Source organism: Hungatella effluvii (genome assembly GCF_003201875.1).
GTDB classification, from domain to species: Bacteria; Bacillota; Clostridia; order Lachnospirales; family Lachnospiraceae; genus Hungatella; species Hungatella effluvii.
In genome coordinates this window covers 240,343-263,519 of sequence record NZ_QJKD01000006.1, presented here as the reverse complement: position 1 = coordinate 263,519, position 23,177 = coordinate 240,343, and the positions used below count along the sequence as shown (strand labels likewise).

The window sequence follows — 23,177 nt, the reverse complement described above, 5'->3', positions numbered from 1 at the left end:
AAAGAAAATGAAAGAGAAAACGGGACGCCGTTTCAGGAGGGACACGATGAAATTTACAGAAGGATACTGGTGTATAAAAAAGGAGATTACGCCGCTTTATGCGGTGGAGTATGCGGACAGCAGACGGAACGATAACGAACTGATCGTCTATGCGCCGGGAAAACACATAGCAGACCGCGGCGACTGTCTGAATCTGGGCATGCTGACGATCCGGCTGACCAGCCCGATGGAGGATGTCATCCGGGTGTCGGTCCGCCATTTCGACGGAACGGTCTATCGCGGTCCCTTTGCCAGGATTTACGGGACATCACCTCACATCGTAGTCGAGGAGACCGATGAGGAGATCCGTTACAGAAGCGGACGAACGACCGCGGTAATCGACAAGAGGCCGAATTCCTGGGGGATTCATTTTCTGGATGGCGACCGGGAGCTGACAAGTACCGGATTTCGGAATATGGCTCACATGACAAACCGGGAGACCGGAAAATGCTACATGGTGGAACAGCTGGCCCTCGACGTGGACGAGTATGTCTACGGGCTGGGAGAACGCTACACCCCGTTCATAAAAAATGGCCAGACTGTTGAGATGTGGAATGAAGACGGCGGAACGGCCAGTGAGATTACATATAAAAACATTCCGTTTTACATTACCAACAAAGGATATGGCGTTCTTTTAGAAAACGAAGGGGATGCCGCCTATGAGATTGCCAGCGAGAAAGTGGAGCGTATACAGTTTTCTGTGGAAGGTGAGCGCCTGGATTACTGTGTAATCAACGGCTCCACGCCCAAAGGGACCATCTCCAAATATACGGAGCTGACCGGCAGACCGGCTCTGCCTCCAGCCTGGTCCTTCGGCCTGTGGCTTACCACCTCCTTCACGACCAATTACGACGAGACGACGACCTCAGGATTTATTGACGGTATGGCGGACAGGGACATTCCCCTGCACGTCTTTCACTTTGACTGTTACTGGATGGAGGCGTATGAGTGGTGCAATTTCACCTGGGACCCGAAGACATTTCCGGATCCGGAAGGCATGCTGCGGCGCTATCACGGCAGAGGCTTGAAGATCTGTGTATGGATCAATCCCTATATCGGACAGAAGTCCCCGTTATTCGAGGAAGGGATGAAGCTGGGATACCTGATGAAAAAGACAAACGGGGACGTATGGCAGACGGATATGTGGCAGGCCGGAATGGGACTGGTTGATTTCACAAATCCCGGCGCGGTGGAATGGTATCAGGCAAAGCTTAAGACGCTTCTGGACATGGGCGTGGACTGCTTCAAAACGGATTTCGGTGAGCGGATTCCGGTAAAGGATATTGCATATTTTGACGGCTCCGATCCGGTGAAGATGCATAATTATTACACATACCTTTATAATCGGGCGGTGTTTGAGCTTCTGGAGCGGGAGCGCGGAACCGGGGAAGCAGTAGTATTTGCGCGGTCCGCGACGGTGGGCGGCCAGCAGTTTCCCGCACACTGGGGTGGCGACTGTTCTGCGGCGTATTCTTCCATGGCGGAGACTATCCGCAGCGGCCTTTCCCTGGCATGCGCAGGATTCGGATTCTGGAGCCACGATATCAGCGGCTTCGAGAATACGGCGCCGGCCGATATCTACAAAAGATGGTGCCAGTTTGGCCTCCTGAGTTCCCATAGCCGCCTTCACGGATCCTCCTCCTACCGGGTTCCGTGGCTCTTCGACGAGGAGGCGTGCCGTGTGCTTCGGAAATTCGTAAAGCTGAAATGTGCTCTGATGCCGTATCTTTACCTTCAAGCGGTAAAGGCTCACGAGGAAGGCATTCCGATGATGCGTCCAATGTTCGTGGAATTTCCAGGCGACCGCGCCTGCGAGACGCTGGATAAACAGTATATGCTGGGCGACTCTCTGTTAGCGGCTCCGGTCTTTAAGGAATCCGGGGAGGTGGAATACTATCTGCCGGAAGGAACCTGGGTGAACTTACTGACCGGTAAAACCGTGACAGGCGGTCGCTGGCAGAAGGAGACCCACGATTACTTCTCCCTGCCGCTTATGGTCCGTCCCGGAAGTGTGATCGCAGTTGGCGCAAACAGCGAAAAGCCTGATTACAACTACGCAGAAGGGGTGAAATTCCTTCTGTATCTGCCGGAGGATGGCATGGAGGCCGCGGCTGCCGTGACGGACCTGTCCGGAAAAACTGTGATGACCGCCTGCGCACGGAGAGAAGGAAACAGAATCTCTCTCTCTGTAAATGGCGGAAACGGCAATTATACGTATGAAGTTCTGGGGAAGGAACTGCTTTCCGTAGTCTGCGGTTAAATACAGCCAGTATTTTTTCTGTCTCTTTCAGGTATATTTCAGCTTTCTGTGGTACTTTTATTCTCGCGAGCAACGAGCCAAACGGACACGCTGACGCGTCCATTTGGCGACTGCCGCGTGGGTCAAAGCCCCCGCAGCCCGCAATATTGCAAATTTGATGTATAGTTGCTTGCAGCGGGGTTTTGGGCTGCAGAACAGAAAGAGGAGGAACTTATATGCGTATTGTGCAAAGAGTGACAGTTTTTTTCCTGGCGGCGGTACTGATGACCAGTCCATCTACAGCCATGGCGGCCACGAGTACGAAGATAAGCGGCGTATCTCTTCGGATCGCCTCGGATATCGAAGTCGGAAGCAGCGGAGCAGATGTGTCGGTCTCCACAATTTCCAGCAAGTATTACGTGGAAGAGGTGGAAATCAAGAATGAACCTTCCGACGAGTGGGAGGACGGAGACAAGCCGAAGATCAAGGTAACTCTGGAGGCAGCCGATGATTACTACTTTGCCTCCGGTTTTTCGAAGGGAGACGTCAACTTAACCGGAAATGACGGCACGGTCACTTCAGTGAGCCGTACCAGCAGCACTCTCGTCGTCTCGATCACCCTGGAGGCGCTGGAAGGGGAGAGCGAGTACGATCTGGATGTAGACGGCCTGGACTGGGACGCGGAGGATGGAACTGCTTACTGGAACGAAAATGAGGAAGCTAAAAAGTATGAGGTCCGCCTTTACAGGGGAAGCACCGCCGTCACCTCCGTCATTACCACGACAAAGACCAGCTGCCACTTCGGCAGCTACATAACGAAAGGCGGATATTACACCTTCCAGGTGCGCGGAGTCTACAATTCTTCAAACAAGGGAAGCTGGAAGGAGTCGGAGTCCTGGTATGTGACCTCCGCAGAAGCCGCTGAAATCAGTTCTAACAGCAGCTCCGATGACAACTCCGATGGAAGCAGCTCAGGAAGCAGTTCGGGCGCCAGCGGTCCGGGGGCCACGGCCGGTAGCGGGGCCTGGTTAAAGGATGACATCGGCTGGTGGTACTGCAACGCAGACCGAAGCTATACCGTGAGCAACTGGCAGTACATCGACAACGTCTGGTACTATTTTAATGAGACCGGCTACATGGTAACCGGCTGGGTCCAGTGGAACTCCAAATGGTACTACTGCAGCGACAGCGGAGCGATGCTCGCAAATACTACGACGCCGGATGGGTATTATGTGGGGAGCGACGGGGCGTGGGCTGAATAGTGATGTCTAAATCTATTTAGTTAAGAAAAGATAGGAAATTCAAAACGGTTATGTGGAAATGGTAGATTTTTTGGAAAAAGGGAGATTAATGGATAGAAATGTAAATATTATAACAGATCTTGATGGCAAGAAGATTGTTCTGATTAATGATATTCGTTTTAAAGCAAAGAAGAGAGAAGACTGGAAAGATGTAGAAGAATATTTGAAAGAATATGCTCATTTGTGTCAAGAAAAAAATCAAAATAAGCTGGTACCTGTGTGCAGATAAAAGCGAATCTATGCTTAAAATATCATTACCTTAAAACGAGACACAGTCCATATTGGAAATCTCTCCCTAAGATGGTATAATGGAAAAAGTGATGCTCCAGAGGGAGGGACTTATGGACGAGTTTATCAGATCGGAAAAACAAATTCGGCGGAAGCAGGCTGTCAGGACCATGATATGTATGGCCCTGTTGCTCCTGCTGTCCGCCGTTTTATATGGATGCAGCAAAACAGAAGAAACCGGTCCCGCGGCCGCGGCCGCAGCCGGAACCGGGGCCAGACGCCAGGCGGATGGTTACGGAGTCAGCGAAGACAAAAAGCTGATCATATACACCTCTCATAAAGAGGAAGTATACGGCCCTATTATCAGGGAGTTCGAAGAGCGGACCGGCATATGGGTTGAGGTGAGGGATGGCGGTTCCACCGAGCTTTTAGAGGCCATCGGCCGGGAAGCGGGACAGCAGACGTGTGACGTCATGTTCGGAGGCGGAGTGGAAAGCTATGAGGCTTACCGGGAGTATTTTGAGCCGTACCGGTGCAAGCTGAGCGATAAACTGGACGACCGGTATTTATCTTCGGATGACAGCTGGACCGCGTTTACAGAGCTTCCTATCGTGTTTATTTACAACAACAAGCTGGTAAGTGCGGAAACGGCGCCTCACAGCTGGAAGGATTTTTTAGATGACGAGTGGCGGGGGAAAATCGCATTTGCGGCGCCTGGAAAATCGGGTACCAGCTATACAGCTCTCGCTACCATGATTCAGGTGCTTGACATGGACGAGCGGGAACTGATGGAGGACTTTGTAACCGCTCTGGATGGAAAGGTCTCAGCCGGTTCCGGAGAAGTCGTGGATGAGGTCAGTACGGGAATTCATCTCGTCGGGATCACACTGGAGGAGACAGCAAAAAAACGGATTGCCAAAGGGGCGGATATCACCATGATTTATCCGGAGGAAGGCACCAGCACTGTGCCGGACGGCTGTGCCCTGGTTAAGGGGGCTCCCCACGAGGCCAATGCGAAGCTGTTCATTGATTTTACGGTCAGCGACGATGTCCAGAATCTGATTATGGACCAATTCTGCCGCCGGACAGTGAGGAAGGATTTACAGATGAAAACGGCCGGTGAGGAGATGAAGATCATGGATTTTGATCTCAAATGGGCCAGCGCGCATCAGGATGAGATCCTGGCGCTGTGGTCGGAACTGATCCGGTAGAGAGGAATCGCCATGTGGAACTTTATCAAAAAATCGTTTAAACGGGAACTTCTCGTAAGTTTTGTGGCTGTCGCGCTGCTTCCTCTGGTACTCAGCTGTATCTTCCTGATTCAGATGTTCAAAGTGAAGCTGGAACGCGACTATCAGAAGAAAGATCTGGAACAGGCGGCGGTTATGGAAGAAAAACTGACCACCCTGTTTCAGACCATCGACGAGGTGACGCTGCGTCTGAGCGAAGAGCCGGAGATCGTGGCTTCCATCAGGGAATCCGGCAACCGGGGCAGAAGCGCGGTCTATGCGAAGCTGTACGAGGAGACTGCCAGCCTGCGGGAGATGGCTCAGTTTGATCTCTACTCAGGAGAAGGCGTCTGCCTCTACTCTACCGGCGCAGGCATGTTTCATACCCAGCTTCCGGTTTATTGGGGAATCTTAAATGTGGCGGAGGCCCACCCGGACGAGATGACTGTACGGCGCGAGAAGGAATATTCCGGATCGTCCAATATTCTGCTGCGGGCCGCCCGTCCCATCCTGGATTCCGAAGACAGCAGCGTGGGTTATGTTCTTGTGAGTATCAATGGTTCCAATTTTGAAAAGATTCTGGGCGGAACTTACGGCAGCCAAGATGGCGTCTGTATCTTAAACAGCTTCTGGGAAACTGTCTACAGTACGGGAACCGCGGTCCGTGAGGAGATCGGGACGGTTCTGAGGCACCGCCTGATGGCGGGCGCAGCAGTTGATGAGCCATTTAATAATAACAGCATCTATATTTCCGAGATCGGCGGGACGGGACTCTACAGCGTCTTTCTGCGGCCGAAGGTATTTACGGCTGACACGACGAAATCCATGTACAGTGTGCTGATTGTCATGACGGCCGCCAGCCTGATGCTTTGTTTGGCAGTGGCTGCGAAGATGAGCAACCATCTGTCGCGTCCGATTCAGAGCCTGAATGAGGCCATGCATGAGGTGCAGAATGGAAATCTCGACGCGCGAGTCATTTCCACGAGGAATGATGAGTTCGGCCAGCTGTCCGGCAGCTTTAACACCATGGCGTCGGAGCTTAAGACCTATATGGAAATGCAGGTCAGCCAGCAGAAGAAGCTGAACGAGGTGCAGATCGCAATGATGCAGGCCCAGCTGAATCCCCATTTCCTGTACAATACACTGGATACGATGAAATGGGTCGCCAAGGCGAACCACATCCCGGAGATCGCCACCCTGGCGGCAAAGCTGGCGAAGATTCTGCGGACCAGCATATCCAACGCCCAGTTTATCACCCTGAAGGAGGAACTGGAGCTTGTGGACTGCTATGCGGAGATACAGAAGATCCGTTTCCAGGGGAAATTCTGTTTCGATTACGAGCTTCCGGATGAGATTGCAGACTGTGTGGTTCCGAAACTGGTCGTTCAGCCCATCGTGGAAAACGCCATGATACACGGACTGAAAGACTGTGAGGAAGGCCATATCCTCGTCAGGGCGTTTTCGAAGGAGGTGCGGCTCTTTATAGAGGTGATGGATGATGGCTGCGGAATCAGCAACGAGGTACTGAACCATTTAAATAATCGGACAGCAGGGACGGGCCTACCATCAGAGGGCGGAGAGGAAGATCTGCTCCGGCTCGGACATATCGGTTTTTACAATGTGGATACGATCATCCGGCTGCATTACGGTGCAGAGTATGGGCTGTCGGTCTGCAGGCCGGAAGAAGGCGGCACGAAGGTGACCATCATGATTCCGGTCAGACAGGGAGAGGAGTTAGAAGATGCTTAAGGTATTGGTAATTGACGACGAGGTATTTGTGAGAAAAGGAATTGTCATGGAGACGGACTGGGCGTCCTTAGACTGCATGGTGGCCGGCGAGGCGGCCAATGGCCTGGAGGGCCTGGAGGCATGCCGCAAATATAACCCGGATCTGATCATCTCCGATATCCGGATGCCAAAGATGGATGGAATCGAAATGCTAAGAGTCCTTCGTGAGGAGGGAAACCACGTCTCCGTCATCTTTCTGACCGCCTACAGCGAATTCGAATACGCCAGAAATGCGTTAAAGCTGCTGGCTTTCGATTATTTACTGAAACCCTTTGAGGATGGCGAACTGGAAGACGCAGTCAGCAGGGTGCGTGATAAGCTGGTAAAAGAGCGGGAAGAAAAGGAACGCCAGGAGGAGTCAAAGATTCTTTCTCCCGGAATCAAGACGGGCGATAAGAGCCGGTATATCAAAGAGGCAATCGCCTACATAACCGAGCATTACAATGACAGTGACTTAAGTGTAGGAACGATCGCCGAATCTCTGGGGATCAGCGAAGGGCACTTAAGCCATCTGTTCAAGAAAGAGACGGATTACACTGTTATGGCCTATATAACCCGGTGCAGAATCAGGGAGGCGATGAAGCTTCTGACCAACTGCCGCTATAAGGTGTATGAGGTGGGAGAGATGGTCGGCTACCGCGATATCACTTATTTCTCCAGCACATTTAAGAAAATAGCGGGCGTCACCCCCTCTGAATACCAGTCTGCGAATTCTTAAGGCCATTCGGCGCTTTAGCAGCAGTCAAAGATCGTCTTGGCAGTGAGTAAACTGCCGTACTTTGCTTTCCAGTCACGGTGAATATCGGAAGCGTCGAAAACAGCAAGCGCCTCACGCTCCAGCTCTATTAAAATCATGAAATCGTATCGGTTAGGCAGATCAATCACGGAAGGATAGAAGGATACCTGGTGTATACCTTCTATTTTTTCTGCCTTTTTAAACAGGACTTCAATTTCCGGATACAGGGCTTCTTTCTCTTTGACGGTTTCGGAAAATTTTACGATGATATAGTGTTTCATAGGATAACGGCTCCTTTTCATGTGGAAATAATAATTGGAAATGGATGTTGGGAAAATTGTTTCTGTACTGTATCAAGTATAGCATAAGCGGGGGATTTCGAAAAGTATTGCAGTATTGATTGAAGCACAACCACATTAACGCATCATCACATTTAAATTCAACAATGTTTTCAGAACTGCCATTTACTTAAACGGTATAAATGAAAGTACTGTACTAAGCTGTTAAAACCGGCAAAAGCCGCCATTATAGACAGACGCATCGGAATGCTCCGCTTGTTTTGTGTACAATATATATAATAACTTTACTGTGCAAGCAGAAATAATATACAAAATATCAGGATACACAAAGGAATAACAGTATTGTCTAGTTTAAAATGACGAAGAGACCAGATATAATAATTACATCAGATGATGCTGCAGCATCGAAAAGGCAGGAAATAAGAAGCCACTCCACTAAGCTCGTGAAAGACCTCGCTATACCCGATAAAGCGGGGCACGCTGAGTGGAGATGACATGTATCGCACGTAGGAGACCAAAATACGGTCTCCAAGTGCTCATAACAAGGAGGAGTAAGAAGTGAAAAAACAAATTTTATCAGCAGTTCTAATCAGTACCATGTTGGCGGCAACACTTGCCGGATGCGGCTCTAAGGCGGCGGATCCAACGACCGCAGCACCAGCGGCTCAGACAGAGGCCGCAAAGGGGGAGGAAACAAAGGCCCCCGAGGCCGAAGCAAAGGCAGAGGAGCCGAAAGTGGACGACGCAAATCTTTCGGAAGTCGAAAAGATCATCAAAGAAGCCGAGACCATGAGCATGGAAGAGCTGGCAAAGAAGGCAATCGAAGAGTCCAACGGAAAGACCTTTTACGGAGTTGGCAACTCCAGCCGTGGAAAGACCGCTTTACCGCTTTTCATCGAATACTTACAGTCCGTCGATCCGTCCTATACCATGGAATATGAGTGGCAGCAGCCAAAGAATAATAAGATCTTCGAACAGCTGTCGGCTGACTCGTTAAAGTCTTCCGGAACATTTGCCATGACCCTGATCCAGGATGGCAACCAGATCGAATCCAAGATGGTACAGACCGGTATTTTAAAGACCTTTATTCCAAAGGAATGGGCAGATGCCAACGGCACTACAGCAGACGCTTACACAGGATTCCTTCCGTTGCAGACACTGAATAAGGTATTCATGTACAATTCCACCGGAAACGCTGAATTCAATAACTGCTGGGATTTCGTGGCAGAGGGCGTTCACCCGTTATACATGGACATTGATTCAGAGGTTGTAGGAAAGAACTTCTTATACATGCTGACAGAAGATACGTACGCCGGATGGTTAAAAGAGGCATATGATGCGTTAGACAGCAGCAAACAGGCGTATTTCAAGCCGGTGGTCGATGAGATGGCAACCGATGCACAGGATTTGGGACTCGGTGAAAATGGCGCATACGCCCTGGCATGGATCAAACTCTGGGTAGAAAATTACAATGAACAGACCGATGACGGCCCGATCTGTAACACTCTGGTATCCAAGACCGCTACTGACCAGTGCGGACTTCTCGTATATTCAAAGCTTCGCTCCGTTGAGGAATCTTCGGAAGTATCCGTCAACAATATTAAAGTTGCAGCCTACCAGGATGGCTACAAGGGCATCGGCGGCTACGGCTACTGCCATTACTTATTCCTGACCAACAACAGCCCGCTTCCATGGACCTCCTGTGCATTCATCGCCTATATGACCAACACAGCAGACGGATTCTCCGCATGGGGCAAAGATATGGGCGGTTACTCCTCCAACCCGACCGTTATGGAAGAGACCGAAAAAATCTACGGCCACAGCAAGGGCGGCTACAATGACAAGGGCGAGAACGAATTCGACAGCAAGAACGACAGAGGATATGAGTGGTGGACCACCGACGGCGAACTGGTTCTGGAAGATCCGGAATACTGTGCGGACGTATCCTTTACAGTAGGAAGCTGGATTGAGCTGCTGACAAAATACAGCGATTCAGCGCAGTAAACGATCACTCGCAGAAGCTTAAGCGGGTCACCGCAGCAATGAGATAACGGGTGTGCCGCATTAAGGCTGTTCTTAATGCGGCAGCCCATTTTATAAGGAGTTAGTTATGGACCAGACAGTTAATCGTAAGTCAAACAATAAGGTCATCGTGCTTAATAAGATCAAGACATACTTTTCCAAACCGCAGAATGTCATCCTTCTGTTGTTCGGCATTGTGCTGACTTTTACAACGGTTGCACCAATCGTGGCAATTGTGAAGGATACGCTCATGATCCATCCGGGAACCATCGATGCCCATTTAACGGGAAAGGCATCCGGCTATACAATTGTCAACTATGTTGACTTATTTACCAGCCGGCTGGCCAGAACGAATCTGTGGAAACCGTTATGGAATACGCTGCTTTTAGCGGTATTGACCTGTCTTATCTCGATTCTCTATGGCGGCGTGTTCGCATTCCTTGTCACGAGGACCAATTTAAAATTCAAGAAGTATTTAAGCTCCATCTTCATTTTCCCGTATATCATGCCTCAGTGGACGTTGGCGGTCGTATGGCAGAACTTATTTAACAGCAACGCGGTCGTGGGAACGTCCAACGGGCTTTTGGCTTCACTGTTTGGGATTCTGGCGCCCAAATGGGTATGCCAGGGACTCTTTCCCAGTGCGGTCGTCCTGGGCCTTCACTATGCTCCCTTCGCCTATATCCTGATCGGCGGCATTTTCCGCAACATGGATGCCAACCTGGAGGAAGCGGCCACCATACTCGATACGCCGAAATGGAAAACCATGTTCCGGATCACGCTTCCAATGGTAAAACCGGCAATTCTCTCCACCGTTCTTCTGGTATTCGGAAGCGCCATGGGAAGTTATCCGGTACCGCATTATCTGGGCTTTACGACGCTTTCCACCAAGTATATCTCCATGAACTCCAAGTATACCGGTGAGGCCAGTATTCTTGCCATTATCATGATGGTATTCGGCGTGGCGATCCTGACCATGAACCAGGTGAGCTTAAAGAGCAGAAAGAATTACACGACGGTTACCGGAAAATCGGGCCAGCTCTCCAAGATCAATCTCGGAAAAATGGGGAAGTATGTCATCGGTATCGTGATGATTGTGGCAACCTTCTTTACGAGTATTTTCCCGATTCTTTCCTTCGCACTGGAGACCTTCCTGCCGAACCCGGGAGATTACAGCTTCCTGTACACAAGAAATTTAAGCAATTTAACGACCAAATGGTGGATCACCAGTGAAAATATCACGGAAAACGGAATGTACGGTCAGAAGGGAATCCTATATAACTCCACGATCTGGCACGCCTTCTGGGGAACGCTTCTCGTTTCCATATGCTGCGCACTGATTGCCGGTACGATCGGTACCTTAATCGGATACGCGGTATCGAAGAACCGGAGAAGCAAATGGGCCAACTACGTGAACGGAATGGCTTTCCTGCCATACTTGATGCCGTCCATCGCAGTAGGCGCGGCGTTCTTCATTCTCTTTTCCAATGAGAAGATCAATTTATTCAACACCTATACGCTGTTAATCATTGCAGGTACCATCAAGTACATACCATTTGCCAGCAGGAGCGCATTAAACTCCATGCTGCAGATCAGCAATGAGATCGAGGAAGCGGCGATTATTCAGGATCTGCCGTGGTTTAAAAGGATGTTCCGTATCATCATTCCGATTCAGAAATCGGCCATTATAAGCGGATACATGCTTCCGTTTATGACGTGTTTAAGAGAGCTATCCTTATTCCTGCTTCTCTGTACGCAGGGCTTCATTCTTTCCACGACTCTGGATTACTTTGACGAGATGGGCTTATACGCATTTTCCAGCGCCATCAACTTAATCCTGATCGTAACGATCCTGATATTCAATACATTAGTAAATAAACTGACCGGAGCGAGTCTGGACGACGGTATCGGAGGTAATTAACATGCCAGAAATAAAATTGACAAATGTGACAAAGAGATGGGGGAAGTTCTACGCAGTAGACAACTTGAACCTCGATATAGAAGATAATTCTTTCATCACCCTGCTAGGCCCCTCCGGCTGCGGAAAGACGACAACCCTTCGTATGATCGCAGGTTTGGAGACGCCTACCAGCGGCCGGATCTCCATCGGCGACCGGGTGGTATTTGACAGTGAGGCAGGCATCAATGTGCCCGCCAACAAACGAAAAGTGGGATTCTTATTCCAAAACTACGCGCTGTGGCCCAATATGACTGTCTATCAGAACATCTCCTTTGGTTTGAGCAACATCAAGGAGGAACTGCCGCAGATTGATTTCGAGGCAAAGACCACCAATGATTTGATCCAGGCCTTAAAGAGCGGAAAACGAATCGGTGAACTGGTGGAAGAGTGCCGTGACAAAAAAGGCAAGCTGGATATGGATAAGGTCTATTTAAAGCTGATCGACGCCTACACACTGTCGATCTACACGGCAAAGACACTGTTCGGCTTCAATATTCAGGAAAGTTCTGATCCCGAGGCTGCTGCGAAGGCAAAGGCCGCAGAGCTTCAGGCAAAGCTGGATTCCCTCCGTGCTTCCTACAAGGGCAAAGGCCAGGAATTAAACAATGACTTCGCTGTGGTAAACGGCAAAAAAGTGCTGACAGAAAACAGAAAGCTCCATAAAGAAGAGGTGGAACAGGCGGTAAGACGTGTCTCCCGTATCGTCAAGATCGGACCGTTCATGAACCGTTACCCGGCAGAGTTATCCGGCGGGCAGCAGCAGCGAGTCGCCATTGCCAGGACCCTGGCGCCGGAACCCGCGGTACTCTTCATGGATGAGCCGCTGTCGAACTTAGACGCCAAGCTGCGTCTGGAGATGCGTTATGAGCTTCAGCGTCTGCATGTGGAGACGGGCAGTACCTTCGTCTATGTCACCCATGATCAGATGGAGGCCATGACACTGGCTACAAAGATCTGCCTCATCAACAACGGCGTACTCCAGCAGTACGAGGCGCCCTTAGACGTATACAACCGTCCGCGCAATCTCTTCGTGGCAGATTTCGTCGGCAATCCTTCCATCAACTTCATGGAGGCAAAGGGCAGACAGAGATCGGATGGTTCCCTGGAGCTGACCGTCCTGGACGGTGAAAAAGCCGTATTCCTGCCGGAAAAACCGATTTCCATGGATCGCTGGTTTATGGAACGAAACCAGGCTGATGAGGAGGCCGAGAAGAAAAAACAGGAAATCTTAAAAGACAAGAAGGCCGTGGAAAAAGGAAATAAAGACGAGACCTTTAAATACCATATTGCGAAGGTAGACGAAAGCGATTACGCGGTGGAAGACGATCCTGTGATCACAGACGAGGACTTTGTCATCGGCGTCAGACCGGAATGCTTAAACTTAAGTTCCGCCGGCCAGGGAAGCTTAGAGGCCACCGTCTACGGCGCCATGCCAACCGGTATGGAGTCCACCGTAAAACTGCGCGTCGGCGATTTCCTGCTGACAGGAGTAGTCTTCGGAGGCGTCACCTACCAGATCGGAGAGAAGACGGGGGTGGATATAGAAGGAAATGATATCCTGCTGTTTGACCGGAAGTCTGGGAAATGCGTGACTGCGGGAAAGATTGAGTTTATCAGATAACGTGTATAGAAAAGGTGCAGCCTTACCAGGCAATTCATATGCCTGGTAAGGCTGCACCTTTTAACGCTAAAGGCCAAATTCTTCAAAAAGCTTCTCCTGGAACTCCCGGTCCCTGGCTGCGCGGATCATATCTTCTGTACGGGAGGCCTCAATCAATTTAAGATTCAGCTGATTGACCCGTTTCAGCCCTTCTTCCAAACCTTCCTTATGGATCATCTGTTCCCGTTCCCATGATTTCATATAGTTGATTCCAACCTCCTTATCCCGTTTTACTTTATCGACAAATCCATGGATTTTGGCAATGTTCTCATCCGTTACATTGTCGTCCGTACTGTTCTCTATATATTTTAACATATCACGAAGGGCTTTTCCAGGATTTCCGGCGGTTCCTTTCGTGTAAAGATAGATTTTTTTCAGCCCGTCATCATAAGAAACTGACGAATCCTCCACGCAGCGGTTCTGTACTGTGTATACCATACGTTTTCTGTCAAATGGGTCATACGGAAGAATCATAATAATTATGACATTTTTCATATGACCGTAATCTGTCCCTGATTCTAAAAGCTGAGAATCAATGAGCGCATCATAATAACGTGTCCGCCTGGGCAGAGATTCCTTTTCATAGGTATTGTTTGGCTCGATATCATAGACATCCGTTGAAACCTCTATGTCATCTGTGGAAATATCATCAGAGGATATCTCCTGGACATAAGCGTCAAGCCGGATCCCGTGGTTGCCGGTATCAATTCCTGCCACAGTTTTTTGCGGGATGATTCTCACTTTCTGTATAGTTCTGTTCAGGATTGTACTGAGAAGAATCCGGCAGAATTCCTCCCCAATTCCTTCTTTGGATACCATCTCCTGAAACAGGAAATCATCCATTAAATTCAGTTCTTCCAGCTTTCGTTTCATCATAAGCAGTTTTCTCCTTTTTATCAGTTTTCTTGTTATTTTGGAATTGCGTCGGCAGAATGCCGGGGATTCTTTCGTTCTCCTGGCCGGAGAACAGAACGTATGCCGCAGCAGAAAACCGCGGCGATCAAACTATAATATGACTATAAACCATCTCAGCCGGTATTACAAGCAAAAAAATTTCAGCCAAAGCTTCCGCAGCGCCTGTCTGTTTCTGCTGTCAATGGCTTTTAACAGCCCCTGAACACAGAAACAGACAGATTTTACTCACCGAGCTGTTCCTGATAGCGCGTTCTGTAGTCATTGGGCGTCATCCCTGTGGACTTCTTAAACTGGCGTGAGAAGTATTTTTCATCTTCGAAACCGACCTCGTGGGCGATCTGGCGGATTTTTATCATGGGATCCTTCAGCATCTGCCTGGCCTGGTTGATTCTAAGATCGTTTAAATACGTGATCATGGTCACGTGGAAGGTCTGTTTGAATTTACGGCAAAGGTATTCCTGGTTGACAAAAAAGGTCTGGGCACACGCTGCCTGGCTGAAAGGCTGGTTATAATTCAGTTCGATATAGTGTGCGACCTGATAGATCATATCGGCCTCCGGAGAGTGAATGGACTTCAGCTCCCCATAGAGAAACAGGATATCCGCCCGCATTCGGCGGCGGAAGCGTTCAAAGGATATCCGCATCGATCCGTCCATGATGTCGCGGAAGTTTAAGACCACATACTCCGTCTGATGGCGGAATCCTTTGTGACGGTTTTCGAACAGTTCGGCCCAGGAGGCAAACAGACGGTTTTCATCCTGAACTGCTTCCAGCACAATGGCAAGAAGCGGAGCATCTTCCGGAATGCGGCTGCGAATCCAGACAGAGATACTGTCGTCAATCAGCTGCTCATTCCCGGTCAGCAGAGCGGAAAGCAGCATTCGGTCATCCACTTCCTTCTGTTTTTCGGTCAAACCATGGAACGGCCTGTGGAAACCGGGTTCCAGACTGCAGAGAACAGGAGAGAGGCTCGCCATATTGCAGGCTCCAAAGGCGGCTCTTGCCTTCTGGTACGTCTCCATAATTCCTCCGGGAAAAATACCGGCTGCCACCCCCATGCAGACCGGAAACGGCAGTGACTGCCGTACGGACTGCAAAAAATTCTTTAATTGCTCCTGAAAGGCCGGACTGTAATCGGTGAGAAAAACAGCGATCTCATAACGGCTGTCCGCAGGCAGCAGAAAGCCCGCACCAGAATCGGCCAGAAAGCAGGCGAGCGCGTCTCTGTAGCGGTGAAAGGGCTCGTTCCAGGAAGCTTCTTCCCCGGATATAAATGGTTCCAGATTGCAGTAGGTAAATCCGCAGGCGGTAAGCTCCGAAAGCTCGGGAGACAGCTCCATCAGTTTTCTGCAGGCCTGCTCCGGATGGTCGCCGTGAATCAGACGCGACAGCAGATTCTCACGGCACAGGGTGGCCATGGAATCGATCTGATCCTTGTGGATTTGAGCCGTATGGTATAAATTATGCTCCTGGTTCCAGGCGTCAACCGCCTTCTTTACGGCCTCGATCAGCTGATCCTGATCCAGTGGCTTTAAAAGATAATCCACACCTCCATGCTGGAGAGAGCTTCTCACATAATCGAAGTTATTATAGCCGGAAATAACGATGACCTTGATATGCTTCAGGGAACTCGCAATATATTTCATCAGGTCGATTCCGCTTAAATCCTGCATGACAATGTCGGTGATTAAGATCTCCGGCTGTTCCGCCTCCATGATGCGGATCGCATCATGGGGTGTGAGCGCTTCGTAAGTTTCCGTAATTCCAAGTTCCTGCCACGGCACCAGGAGTTTTACGGCCCTGATGACATGGGCTTCATCATCTACGATTAAGACTTTCATGATTTTCTCCATTCTTCTGTGATATTCAGTGATGCTCCAGCATCCGGTAATCTGCCTGGATATGGATCACCGTCCCGCTTTTTCCATCAGAACTGATCTCCATGGAGCACTGGTTCTTGTAATTTAACAGGAGGCGCTGGTAGACGTTGCGCATGCCGATATTGTTTGACACGTATCGGTTTTCCCGGTCTGTCTCCAGCTGCTGTTCACTTTGAATATCAGCGGTTCTGGAAGCGGGACGTTCTTCGGAAAAACGGTTAAGCGCATCGACAAAGGTTTCCGCATCGGATGAGGAGGCAGCTGCCTTTACCTGCTGAAGCGAGCGCGTGAGCTCCTCCAGTCTTTCAGCAGAAATGCCGGTTCCGGTATCTTTGACGAATAAATGGAGGTAATTGCCTTCCACAAAAGCGCGTATGGTCAGGCGGCTGTTGTCAAGCTTCAGAAGATTACCGTGTCGGATCGAGTTTTCAACCAGCGGCTGCAGCGTCATCTTCGGAATCAGCATGGCGCCTGCCTCATCGGATATGTCAAATTCTGTCTCCAGCGCGTTGGGGAAACGCAGCTTTTGCAGCTTTAAATACAGCTCGATGTAATGGAGCGCATCGTTTATGGGCACGAGATTGTGAGCGGTGTCCATGGAGTAGTGCATCATCTGTCCCAGGGCCGTGATGGACTGGTACAGAGGCAGATTGCCGCCCTCCAGGGCATTGGTCGCCAGGCACTGGAGCGTATTGTGGATAAAGTGAGGATTGATCTGGGCCTGAAGGGCCTTTAATTCACTTGTCCGGTTTGCCAGCTCCAGCTGGTACTGGTGAATGATAAAGTTTTTGATGGAGTACATCATCTTGCGGATCGTGATGAGCAGAGAGCCAATCTCGTCATTTTTCGTGTAAGTGATGTAGGACGACATATTGGCATCCAGATCACCGGCACTGACGGCTTCCGCATAGGCTGTCACCTTTCGGATCGGCGCAGTAAAACGTATGACGGTTATGACGATCAGAAGAATCTCCGCCAGGGTCACGATGATAAAGGAGTAAAGCATCATGTGGAAGAAGCGGCTTGCCTTTTCATAGACAAAGGCTTTCGGAGATATCTTGATTAAATACCAGTCCACCGGATCCTCCAGAATGCGGCTGCAAATGACGATGTCCTCGGAATCCGTGTCGAGAACCAGCGGGACGCCAGGCTCCAGGGAAGAGGAGAGGATGTTCTGAATAACCGGATTGCGGGTCTGTGTGGCGATCTCTGCGGGGATGCTGCTGTAGACGTAGCTGCCATTTCCATCCACCAGGCAGAGGTACTCCTTTTCCTTGAACAGGGGAGCGCAGATGGAATCCAGAACCGATATGGGAATGTCGATGGTAATCTCCCCCAGGGAATCGGTGACGGAAGGAATCTGATAAATGGGCATATGCAGAGAAAAAACAAGGGAAAATTCCCGCCCCGACAGCTCCTGAAAATTATAGTTGGACTGCATGTGGGCCGACGTCACATAGGAGTGGTACGGTTCGCATGGGAAACGCCGTTCCTGGCTTAAATAGATATGGTCCTTTTCATACCGCTGCATATCGGACTGGAGCAGCAGGGACTTTTTTAAATTAAATGCGGAAAGCTGGATCTGTGAGGCATCCGGCACACTGGAATAAAGGGTCTGAAGGAAATCGAAGATGCGGGACTCCGTCTGAAGCAGGCGGTAGCTGGATACAGACTGTTCCTTTTCCGACAGGATGTCCATGACCTCAGAGTTGAAATAGAGGCCGCGCGCCGTATAATCCACCAGCTTCACGTAATCGGAAATACTGTTCCCGGTGGCGCGCATCGTATCGGTCGTCTGAGAGACGAACTCCTCGTCCAGTGACGTTTTGATATACTCATAGGAAAAAAACCAGTATACCAGAAACGGAACGAGAATGCAGATAAAGAGCAGTGATAATAATTTGATTCGTATACTGACAAAACGCTGACTGTTCATACTTACGTCCCCCAAAACACAGTTATCTGGCATCATTCTACCATAAACAATAAATTTGCGAAAGACCATGAAGTCAAAATAGTCCTCCTATCATATCAAAAACATGAGTGTAAAAAGAAGCCAGGTTCTATTACAATGAAGGCACAACAAAGAAAGAGAGAAAAATCCAGGAAACGGAGTGATGGTTATTTTTAGTTTCCACCCCTGAAACTGTCATGGTATACTATAAAAAATACTGTGACAACAACACATCAGAGGGAGTGCTTTACGATGAAGAGAAGGGTTAGAATGGGTTTGGTAACAGTGGGTATTGTGCTGGCTGCAGCGGGATGCAAAAGTCAAAACACAGAAACCGGAGCGGCAGAAGCAGCCGCAGAACCAGGAATTGTACTTACCGTGAGCATGCCGTCTTCCGAATGGAGCGGATATGTGAAGGAACTGTCGGATCTGTACAGAAAGGAGCACCCGGAGATCGGGGGCATCGAATGGAATCTGGTGGACCGGAGTATGTATTCCGATTTGCTGCGGGTCAGCCTGGCGTCTCAGAAGCTTCCGGATATTATCTGCGTCGGCTTCGATGGTTCCATGGAAGAGTGGAAGGACCATCTGCTTCCGCTGGAAGATCAAAACGTACTGCAGAAGCTTCCGATGCCGTACCGCACCATGGGAAGTCTGGAGGGAACGGTCTACTCGGTACCGCTCCAGATTCAGGGGATCGGTATCGCCTATAACCAGAGGCTTTTAAGAGCAGCTGGATGGGAGCGTTTTCCTGAAACGAAATCCGAATTCGAACAGTTATGTCTGGATCTGGAGGAGCAGGACATAAAGCCCATGATGAACCACTATAAAGAAACGCTGCTCACCATGGCCAACAACTTATTCATGCTTCCTGCGATGGCGGAGGACAATCCCACCGCGTATATGGAATCCCTGTTAGAGGAAGACCGTCAGCAGGAGTATGAAGAGAACTGGCAGGCGCTGGCGGACTATTTTGATCTGACCCTGCGTTTCGGAAACCGGGATTCCTTAACTACCGGAGCCCCGACCGCAAGAGATTACTTCTTCATCGAAAAATACGCAATGCTGAATGACGAGGGCAGCTGGCTCGCGCCGGTTCTGGCAAAGTCCAAACCGGCTCTGGAACGGGAAATCTCCATCGGAGCGATTCCCCTCTACGAGGAAGCGGAAAGAAATAAGCTGATCGTGGAAGTCCAGGCACTGTCTGTGGTGAAAAGCAGCCGGCATCCGAAAGAAGCCGAGGAGTTCTTATACTGGCTCGCCACTTCAACAGAGGCGTCCCGGTATTTAAGAGATACGATGGGCTGCCTTCCTGTCATGGCCATGAACGACGAAAGCCTGGAGGGGCTGTCCCCTCTGGCGGCCGAAGTAAAGGAAAGCATCAAGGAAGGCAGAACCGCGCTCGACGTGGTAAACTGCCTTCCCGGGGAACTGAAAAATAAGAGTGCCGAACTCTGGGGCTTTTATCTGACCGGTGATTTGAGCCGGGAGGAGGTTTTAAAGGATTATCAATCTCTCTGGAAAGATTATATGAAACATAATTAGGGAGGTTATTTAAGATGTCAGTAATTCATTACCAGAAAAAAGAAGACATGAAATTTGAGACAACAGGAAACGGAATTTTAAGAGCGGAGATGCTTCCGGGGATGGTAGACGGCGTACATACCTACAAATGCAAAGTGGCGGCCGGTACCGTGGTTACGCTGGAAACCTTTGGCGATCAGACACAGATTTACTACTTTACCAGGGGCGAAGGCTATGTGGCCACACCGAAAAAGGCATTTAATATCGAAGAACCTTCTCTGTTTATCCCAAACATGGACAAAGAAGCGAATATCTTACACGCCGCAACAGACATGGAATTTTTACAGCTGACTTCTGTCATGCTTCCGGAGGATTACGAGCAGTTTGATCACTGGCACATTGCGCTGCCGAGATTCTGTCCGTTAAGCGGCTGTATCGAATATATCGAGGGTTTCCGCCCGGAAGGCATCAAGGCGCTTTCCATTCTGGATACTCATTTCCTCACCCGCATGACCATGGGCGCTATTATCGGTAAGGGACCGAACAAGGCGGCTCCTCACAGCCATGATAACCTATATCAGTGGTATTACGGAATGCCGGGAACGAAGTTCATCTACCGCGCGGCGGATGAGGAAATCGAGCTTCATGAGGGAGACTGGGCGTTTATACCGACCGATATTGAGCATGCCATCGAAATCGAAGAGGATGAAAATGTAAACTACGTCTGGTTTGAAATTGAGCTGACAAAAGCCGAGCTGGAAGCAAAAAAAGCGCGGTAACCGATAAAAGGAGAGGGAATGATCATGATGAAAAAAATGACAGCTGCGGTTTTAGCCGCAGCAATGGCAGCATCACTTACGGCATGCGGGGGCAATGCCGCGAAAGAGACGACACAGACTACGGCACAGACATCGCAGGAGGCGGCCACCGTTGCAGGAGGCGCATCCACGACGGACGGAAAAGAACCTGTTACCCTGCGGTTTTCCTGGTGGGGCGGGGAGACGAGACATAAGGCGACCATGGCGGCCGTCGAGGCATTTGAACAGGAATATCCCTGGGTAACCGTAGAATGTGAATACTCCTCCTGGGATGGCTGGACCGATAAGGTGGCTACCCAGCTGGCAGGCGGAACGGCTCCTGATCTGATGCAGGTCAACTGGAACTGGCTTTACCAGTTTTCATCTGACGGCTCCAAATTCGCAGATTTAAATCAGTTTAAAGACATTGTTTCCCTGGATAACTGGTCGGAGACCAACCTGGCAGCCATGACTGTCGGAGGAAAGCTTCAGGGCGTACCGGTTTCCATCACGGGAAAGCTTCCGATGTACAACAAGACCACCTTTGACAAGGCCGGCGTGGCCATTCCCACCTCATTTGAAGAGCTTCGCGCCGCAGGAAAGGCGTTTCAGGAAAAACTCGGCGATGATTACTATCCGCTGGCTGAGGAAGGCTACGAGAGAATGATCTGGATGGTAATGTACCTTCAGGAGAAGTACGGAAAAGAGTGGATTAAGGATTTATCCGTCAATTACACAGTGGAAGAAGTGACAGAGGGCATGGAATGGATCAATTCTCTGGAAGAAGACCACGTATTCCCGAAGATCTCCACGATCGCCGGAGACGGTGCGGAAAACTTCTTATCCAACAAGAAGTGGATGGATGGCCACTATGCCGGACTGACCGAATACGATTCCAACGTCCAGGAAATCGCCGATTCCTTAGATGAAGGCCAGGAACTGGTACTTGGAGACTACCCGACCGATCTGGGGCCCAATCCGGCCGGCATGAGCAAGGTTTCCCAGGGCTTCGCCATCACAGAGACCTCCGAACACAAGGAAGAGGCCGCCTTACTTCTGGAATACATTACTTCCAATGAAAACGGTGTAAAATTAATGGGAACCGAGCGCGGCACCGTGTGCAATACAGCGGCAAAGAAGATCCTGGAGGATGCGGATATCTTAGGCGGACAGACCCTGGAAGGCAACCAGAAGGTGCTTGCGTTCTGTCACTATACCTTTGATCCAAACTTCGAAAACTCCGCGTTAAAGGAACGTACCGGCGCTTATTACGAAGTATTTGACAACTTAAGCGCGGGAGCAGATCCGGCGGAGATGGCCCAGTACCTGATCGATTCCATCAATGACGTCAATGCGGCTAACCCATACTAATTAAGAGCGACAGGATATAACAAAAAGGGACGCTGCCAGGGCGGCGTTCCCTTTTTGTACCCTTTTTCATTCAAATAAAAATAAAAAGCAGGTGCATTTTATGAATCTGATACCATTTTTCAAAGAATATATGAAAAATTACGAGGGGCTTGACGATTATCTGGTGGAAATCGACGGCCAGTCCATGTATGAATGGAACTATGAGGACGGCTGCTTATTTGTCGGCGCCTCCCGTCTTTACAAGCTGACGGGAGACCATGAATATCTGGATTTTATCGTTAAGATGGTGAGTCCCTATATTGAAGAGGATGGAGCCATAAAGAGCTATCACCGTGAAGAATACAATCTGGATTTTATCAACGCGGGGAAAATCTTCTACTTCCTCTATGATGAGACGGGAGAGGAGCGGTACCGGAAGGCGTGCGATACCCTGATGACCCAGCTGATCTACCAGCCCCGCCTGACTACAGGAAACTTCTGGCATAAGCTGATCTATCCCTTCCAGGTCTGGCTGGACGGCCTTTATATGGGACAGCCGTTTTATATGGAATATGAAAACCGTTTTAACGAGAGGAAGAATTACAGCGATATCATGAATCAGTTTAACCAGGCAAGGAAGCTTCTGTTCGATGAGAAGGCCGGCCTGTATTACCACGCTTACGACGAGTACAAGGACAGAAAATGGGCCGATCCCGTAACTGGGCTTTCCCCGAACTTCTGGCTCCGCTCCATCGGCTGGTATCTAATGGCTCTCGTTGACTGCTGCGAGCTGGCCTCCGAGGAGATCTATGAGGTGAAAGCCAGGTTTGGCGAGCTTTTAAGAGAAGCGGTTCATGGAATCTTAAAGTATCAGGATCAGGAGAGCCGGCTTTTCTACCAGCTTCCGGCACTTCCGGAGCAGGAGGGGAATTACCTGGAAACCTCCGGATCACTCATGGTGGCTTATGCGGTCTTAAAAGGCTGCCGCCTGGGGGCGCTTCTGGAAGAAAAGTATGCCGCAAGGGGAAGAGAAATCTATGACGCCGTTCTGGAACAGAAAATATACCAGGCAGACGACGGTGCATACCATTTATCCGGCACATGCGCAGTGGCAGGCCTTGGACCGCGCACGGAGCGGGATGGAAGCATAACCTACTACTTGTCGGAGCCGGTAGTCGATGATGATGTAAAGGCCATGGGGGTACTTATGATGGTAACGGCCGAACTGATGAAAATGGAATGATAGGAGTGAGAGT

General features: G+C 49.9%; 17 protein-coding genes. 13 read left to right on the top strand and 4 right to left on the bottom strand.

Annotated features, from left to right (window positions below; all coding sequences use genetic code 11):
• Positions 1-46 precede the first annotated feature (46 nt).
• From yicI to DFR60_RS13565, 6 genes are all read left to right on the top strand, one after another.
• Entirely contained in the window at positions 47-2,299 is a 2,253-nt protein-coding gene (yicI, locus tag DFR60_RS13590) for an alpha-xylosidase (RefSeq protein WP_110323360.1), read from the top strand.
• Between the two features lie 215 nt (positions 2,300-2,514).
• Positions 2,515-3,540: an N-acetylmuramoyl-L-alanine amidase family protein gene (locus DFR60_RS13585; RefSeq protein WP_110323359.1), complete on the top strand. Its 1,026-nt coding sequence runs from the start codon at positions 2,515-2,517 to the stop codon at positions 3,538-3,540.
• Positions 3,541-3,592: 52 nt separating this feature from the next.
• Positions 3,593-3,808, top strand: coding sequence for a hypothetical protein (locus DFR60_RS13580; protein WP_146218600.1), 216 nt, complete (start codon positions 3,593-3,595; stop codon positions 3,806-3,808).
• A gap of 112 nt (positions 3,809-3,920) precedes the next feature.
• Entirely contained in the window at positions 3,921-5,018 is a 1,098-nt protein-coding gene (locus DFR60_RS13575) for an ABC transporter substrate-binding protein (RefSeq protein ID WP_110323460.1), read from the top strand.
• A gap of 12 nt (positions 5,019-5,030) precedes the next feature.
• Positions 5,031-6,785, top strand: a complete 1,755-nt coding sequence (locus tag DFR60_RS13570; protein ID WP_110323357.1) for a cache domain-containing sensor histidine kinase — start codon at positions 5,031-5,033, stop codon at positions 6,783-6,785.
• A complete protein-coding gene (locus tag DFR60_RS13565; protein WP_110323356.1) occupies positions 6,778-7,542 on the top strand; it encodes a response regulator transcription factor in 765 nt (254 codons plus the stop codon). The genes DFR60_RS13570 and DFR60_RS13565 overlap by 8 nt, the downstream gene beginning before the upstream one ends.
• A gap of 14 nt (positions 7,543-7,556) precedes the next feature.
• On the opposite strand, the gene DFR60_RS13560 is transcribed toward DFR60_RS13565, so the two are convergent.
• Positions 7,557-7,841, bottom strand: coding sequence for a hypothetical protein (locus DFR60_RS13560; RefSeq protein ID WP_002604221.1), 285 nt, complete (start codon positions 7,839-7,841; stop codon positions 7,557-7,559).
• A 615-nt stretch (positions 7,842-8,456) separates the two neighbouring features.
• Here DFR60_RS13560 and DFR60_RS13555 point away from each other — a divergent pair.
• The 3 genes from DFR60_RS13555 to DFR60_RS13545 all read left to right on the top strand — a co-directional run bounded on the left by DFR60_RS13555 (position 8,457) and on the right by DFR60_RS13545 (position 13,462).
• Positions 8,457-9,863 (top strand): hypothetical protein, encoded by a 1,407-nt coding sequence (locus tag DFR60_RS13555; RefSeq protein ID WP_432764116.1) that lies wholly within the window; start codon positions 8,457-8,459, stop codon positions 9,861-9,863.
• 106 nt (positions 9,864-9,969) lie between these two features.
• The gene (locus tag DFR60_RS13550; RefSeq protein ID WP_002604219.1) at positions 9,970-11,802 is read left to right on the top strand and encodes an ABC transporter permease; all 1,833 of its coding nucleotides are present in this window, start codon (positions 9,970-9,972) and stop codon (positions 11,800-11,802) included.
• A gap of 1 nt (position 11,803) precedes the next feature.
• On the top strand, positions 11,804-13,462 hold the full coding sequence (locus tag DFR60_RS13545; RefSeq protein ID WP_110323354.1) for an ABC transporter ATP-binding protein: 1,659 nt from the start codon (positions 11,804-11,806) through the stop codon (positions 13,460-13,462).
• 66 nt (positions 13,463-13,528) lie between these two features.
• On the opposite strand, the gene DFR60_RS13540 is transcribed toward DFR60_RS13545, so the two are convergent.
• The 3 genes from DFR60_RS13540 to DFR60_RS13530 all read right to left on the bottom strand — a co-directional run bounded on the left by DFR60_RS13540 (position 13,529) and on the right by DFR60_RS13530 (position 18,232).
• Positions 13,529-14,377 (bottom strand): Rpn family recombination-promoting nuclease/putative transposase, encoded by an 849-nt coding sequence (locus DFR60_RS13540; protein ID WP_110323353.1) that lies wholly within the window; start codon positions 14,375-14,377, stop codon positions 13,529-13,531.
• Between the two features lie 260 nt (positions 14,378-14,637).
• Positions 14,638-16,257, bottom strand: coding sequence for a response regulator (locus DFR60_RS13535; protein WP_167437592.1), 1,620 nt, complete (start codon positions 16,255-16,257; stop codon positions 14,638-14,640).
• A 25-nt stretch (positions 16,258-16,282) separates the two neighbouring features.
• A complete protein-coding gene (locus DFR60_RS13530; RefSeq protein ID WP_110323351.1) occupies positions 16,283-18,232 on the bottom strand; it encodes a sensor histidine kinase in 1,950 nt (649 codons plus the stop codon).
• A 288-nt stretch (positions 18,233-18,520) separates the two neighbouring features.
• Between DFR60_RS13530 and DFR60_RS13525 the strand changes: the two genes are divergently transcribed.
• The 4 genes from DFR60_RS13525 to DFR60_RS13510 all read left to right on the top strand — a co-directional run bounded on the left by DFR60_RS13525 (position 18,521) and on the right by DFR60_RS13510 (position 23,164).
• Positions 18,521-19,795: an ABC transporter substrate-binding protein gene (locus DFR60_RS13525; protein ID WP_243005069.1), complete on the top strand. Its 1,275-nt coding sequence runs from the start codon at positions 18,521-18,523 to the stop codon at positions 19,793-19,795.
• Between the two features lie 14 nt (positions 19,796-19,809).
• Complete coding sequence (locus DFR60_RS13520; RefSeq protein ID WP_110323349.1) at positions 19,810-20,553, top strand: cupin domain-containing protein; 744 nt, start codon at positions 19,810-19,812, stop codon at positions 20,551-20,553.
• Between the two features lie 24 nt (positions 20,554-20,577).
• Complete coding sequence (locus DFR60_RS13515; RefSeq protein WP_110323459.1) at positions 20,578-21,942, top strand: ABC transporter substrate-binding protein; 1,365 nt, start codon at positions 20,578-20,580, stop codon at positions 21,940-21,942.
• A gap of 100 nt (positions 21,943-22,042) precedes the next feature.
• Positions 22,043-23,164, top strand: coding sequence for a glycoside hydrolase family 88/105 protein (locus tag DFR60_RS13510; protein ID WP_110323348.1), 1,122 nt, complete (start codon positions 22,043-22,045; stop codon positions 23,162-23,164).
• The last annotated feature ends 13 nt before the right edge of the window (positions 23,165-23,177 follow it).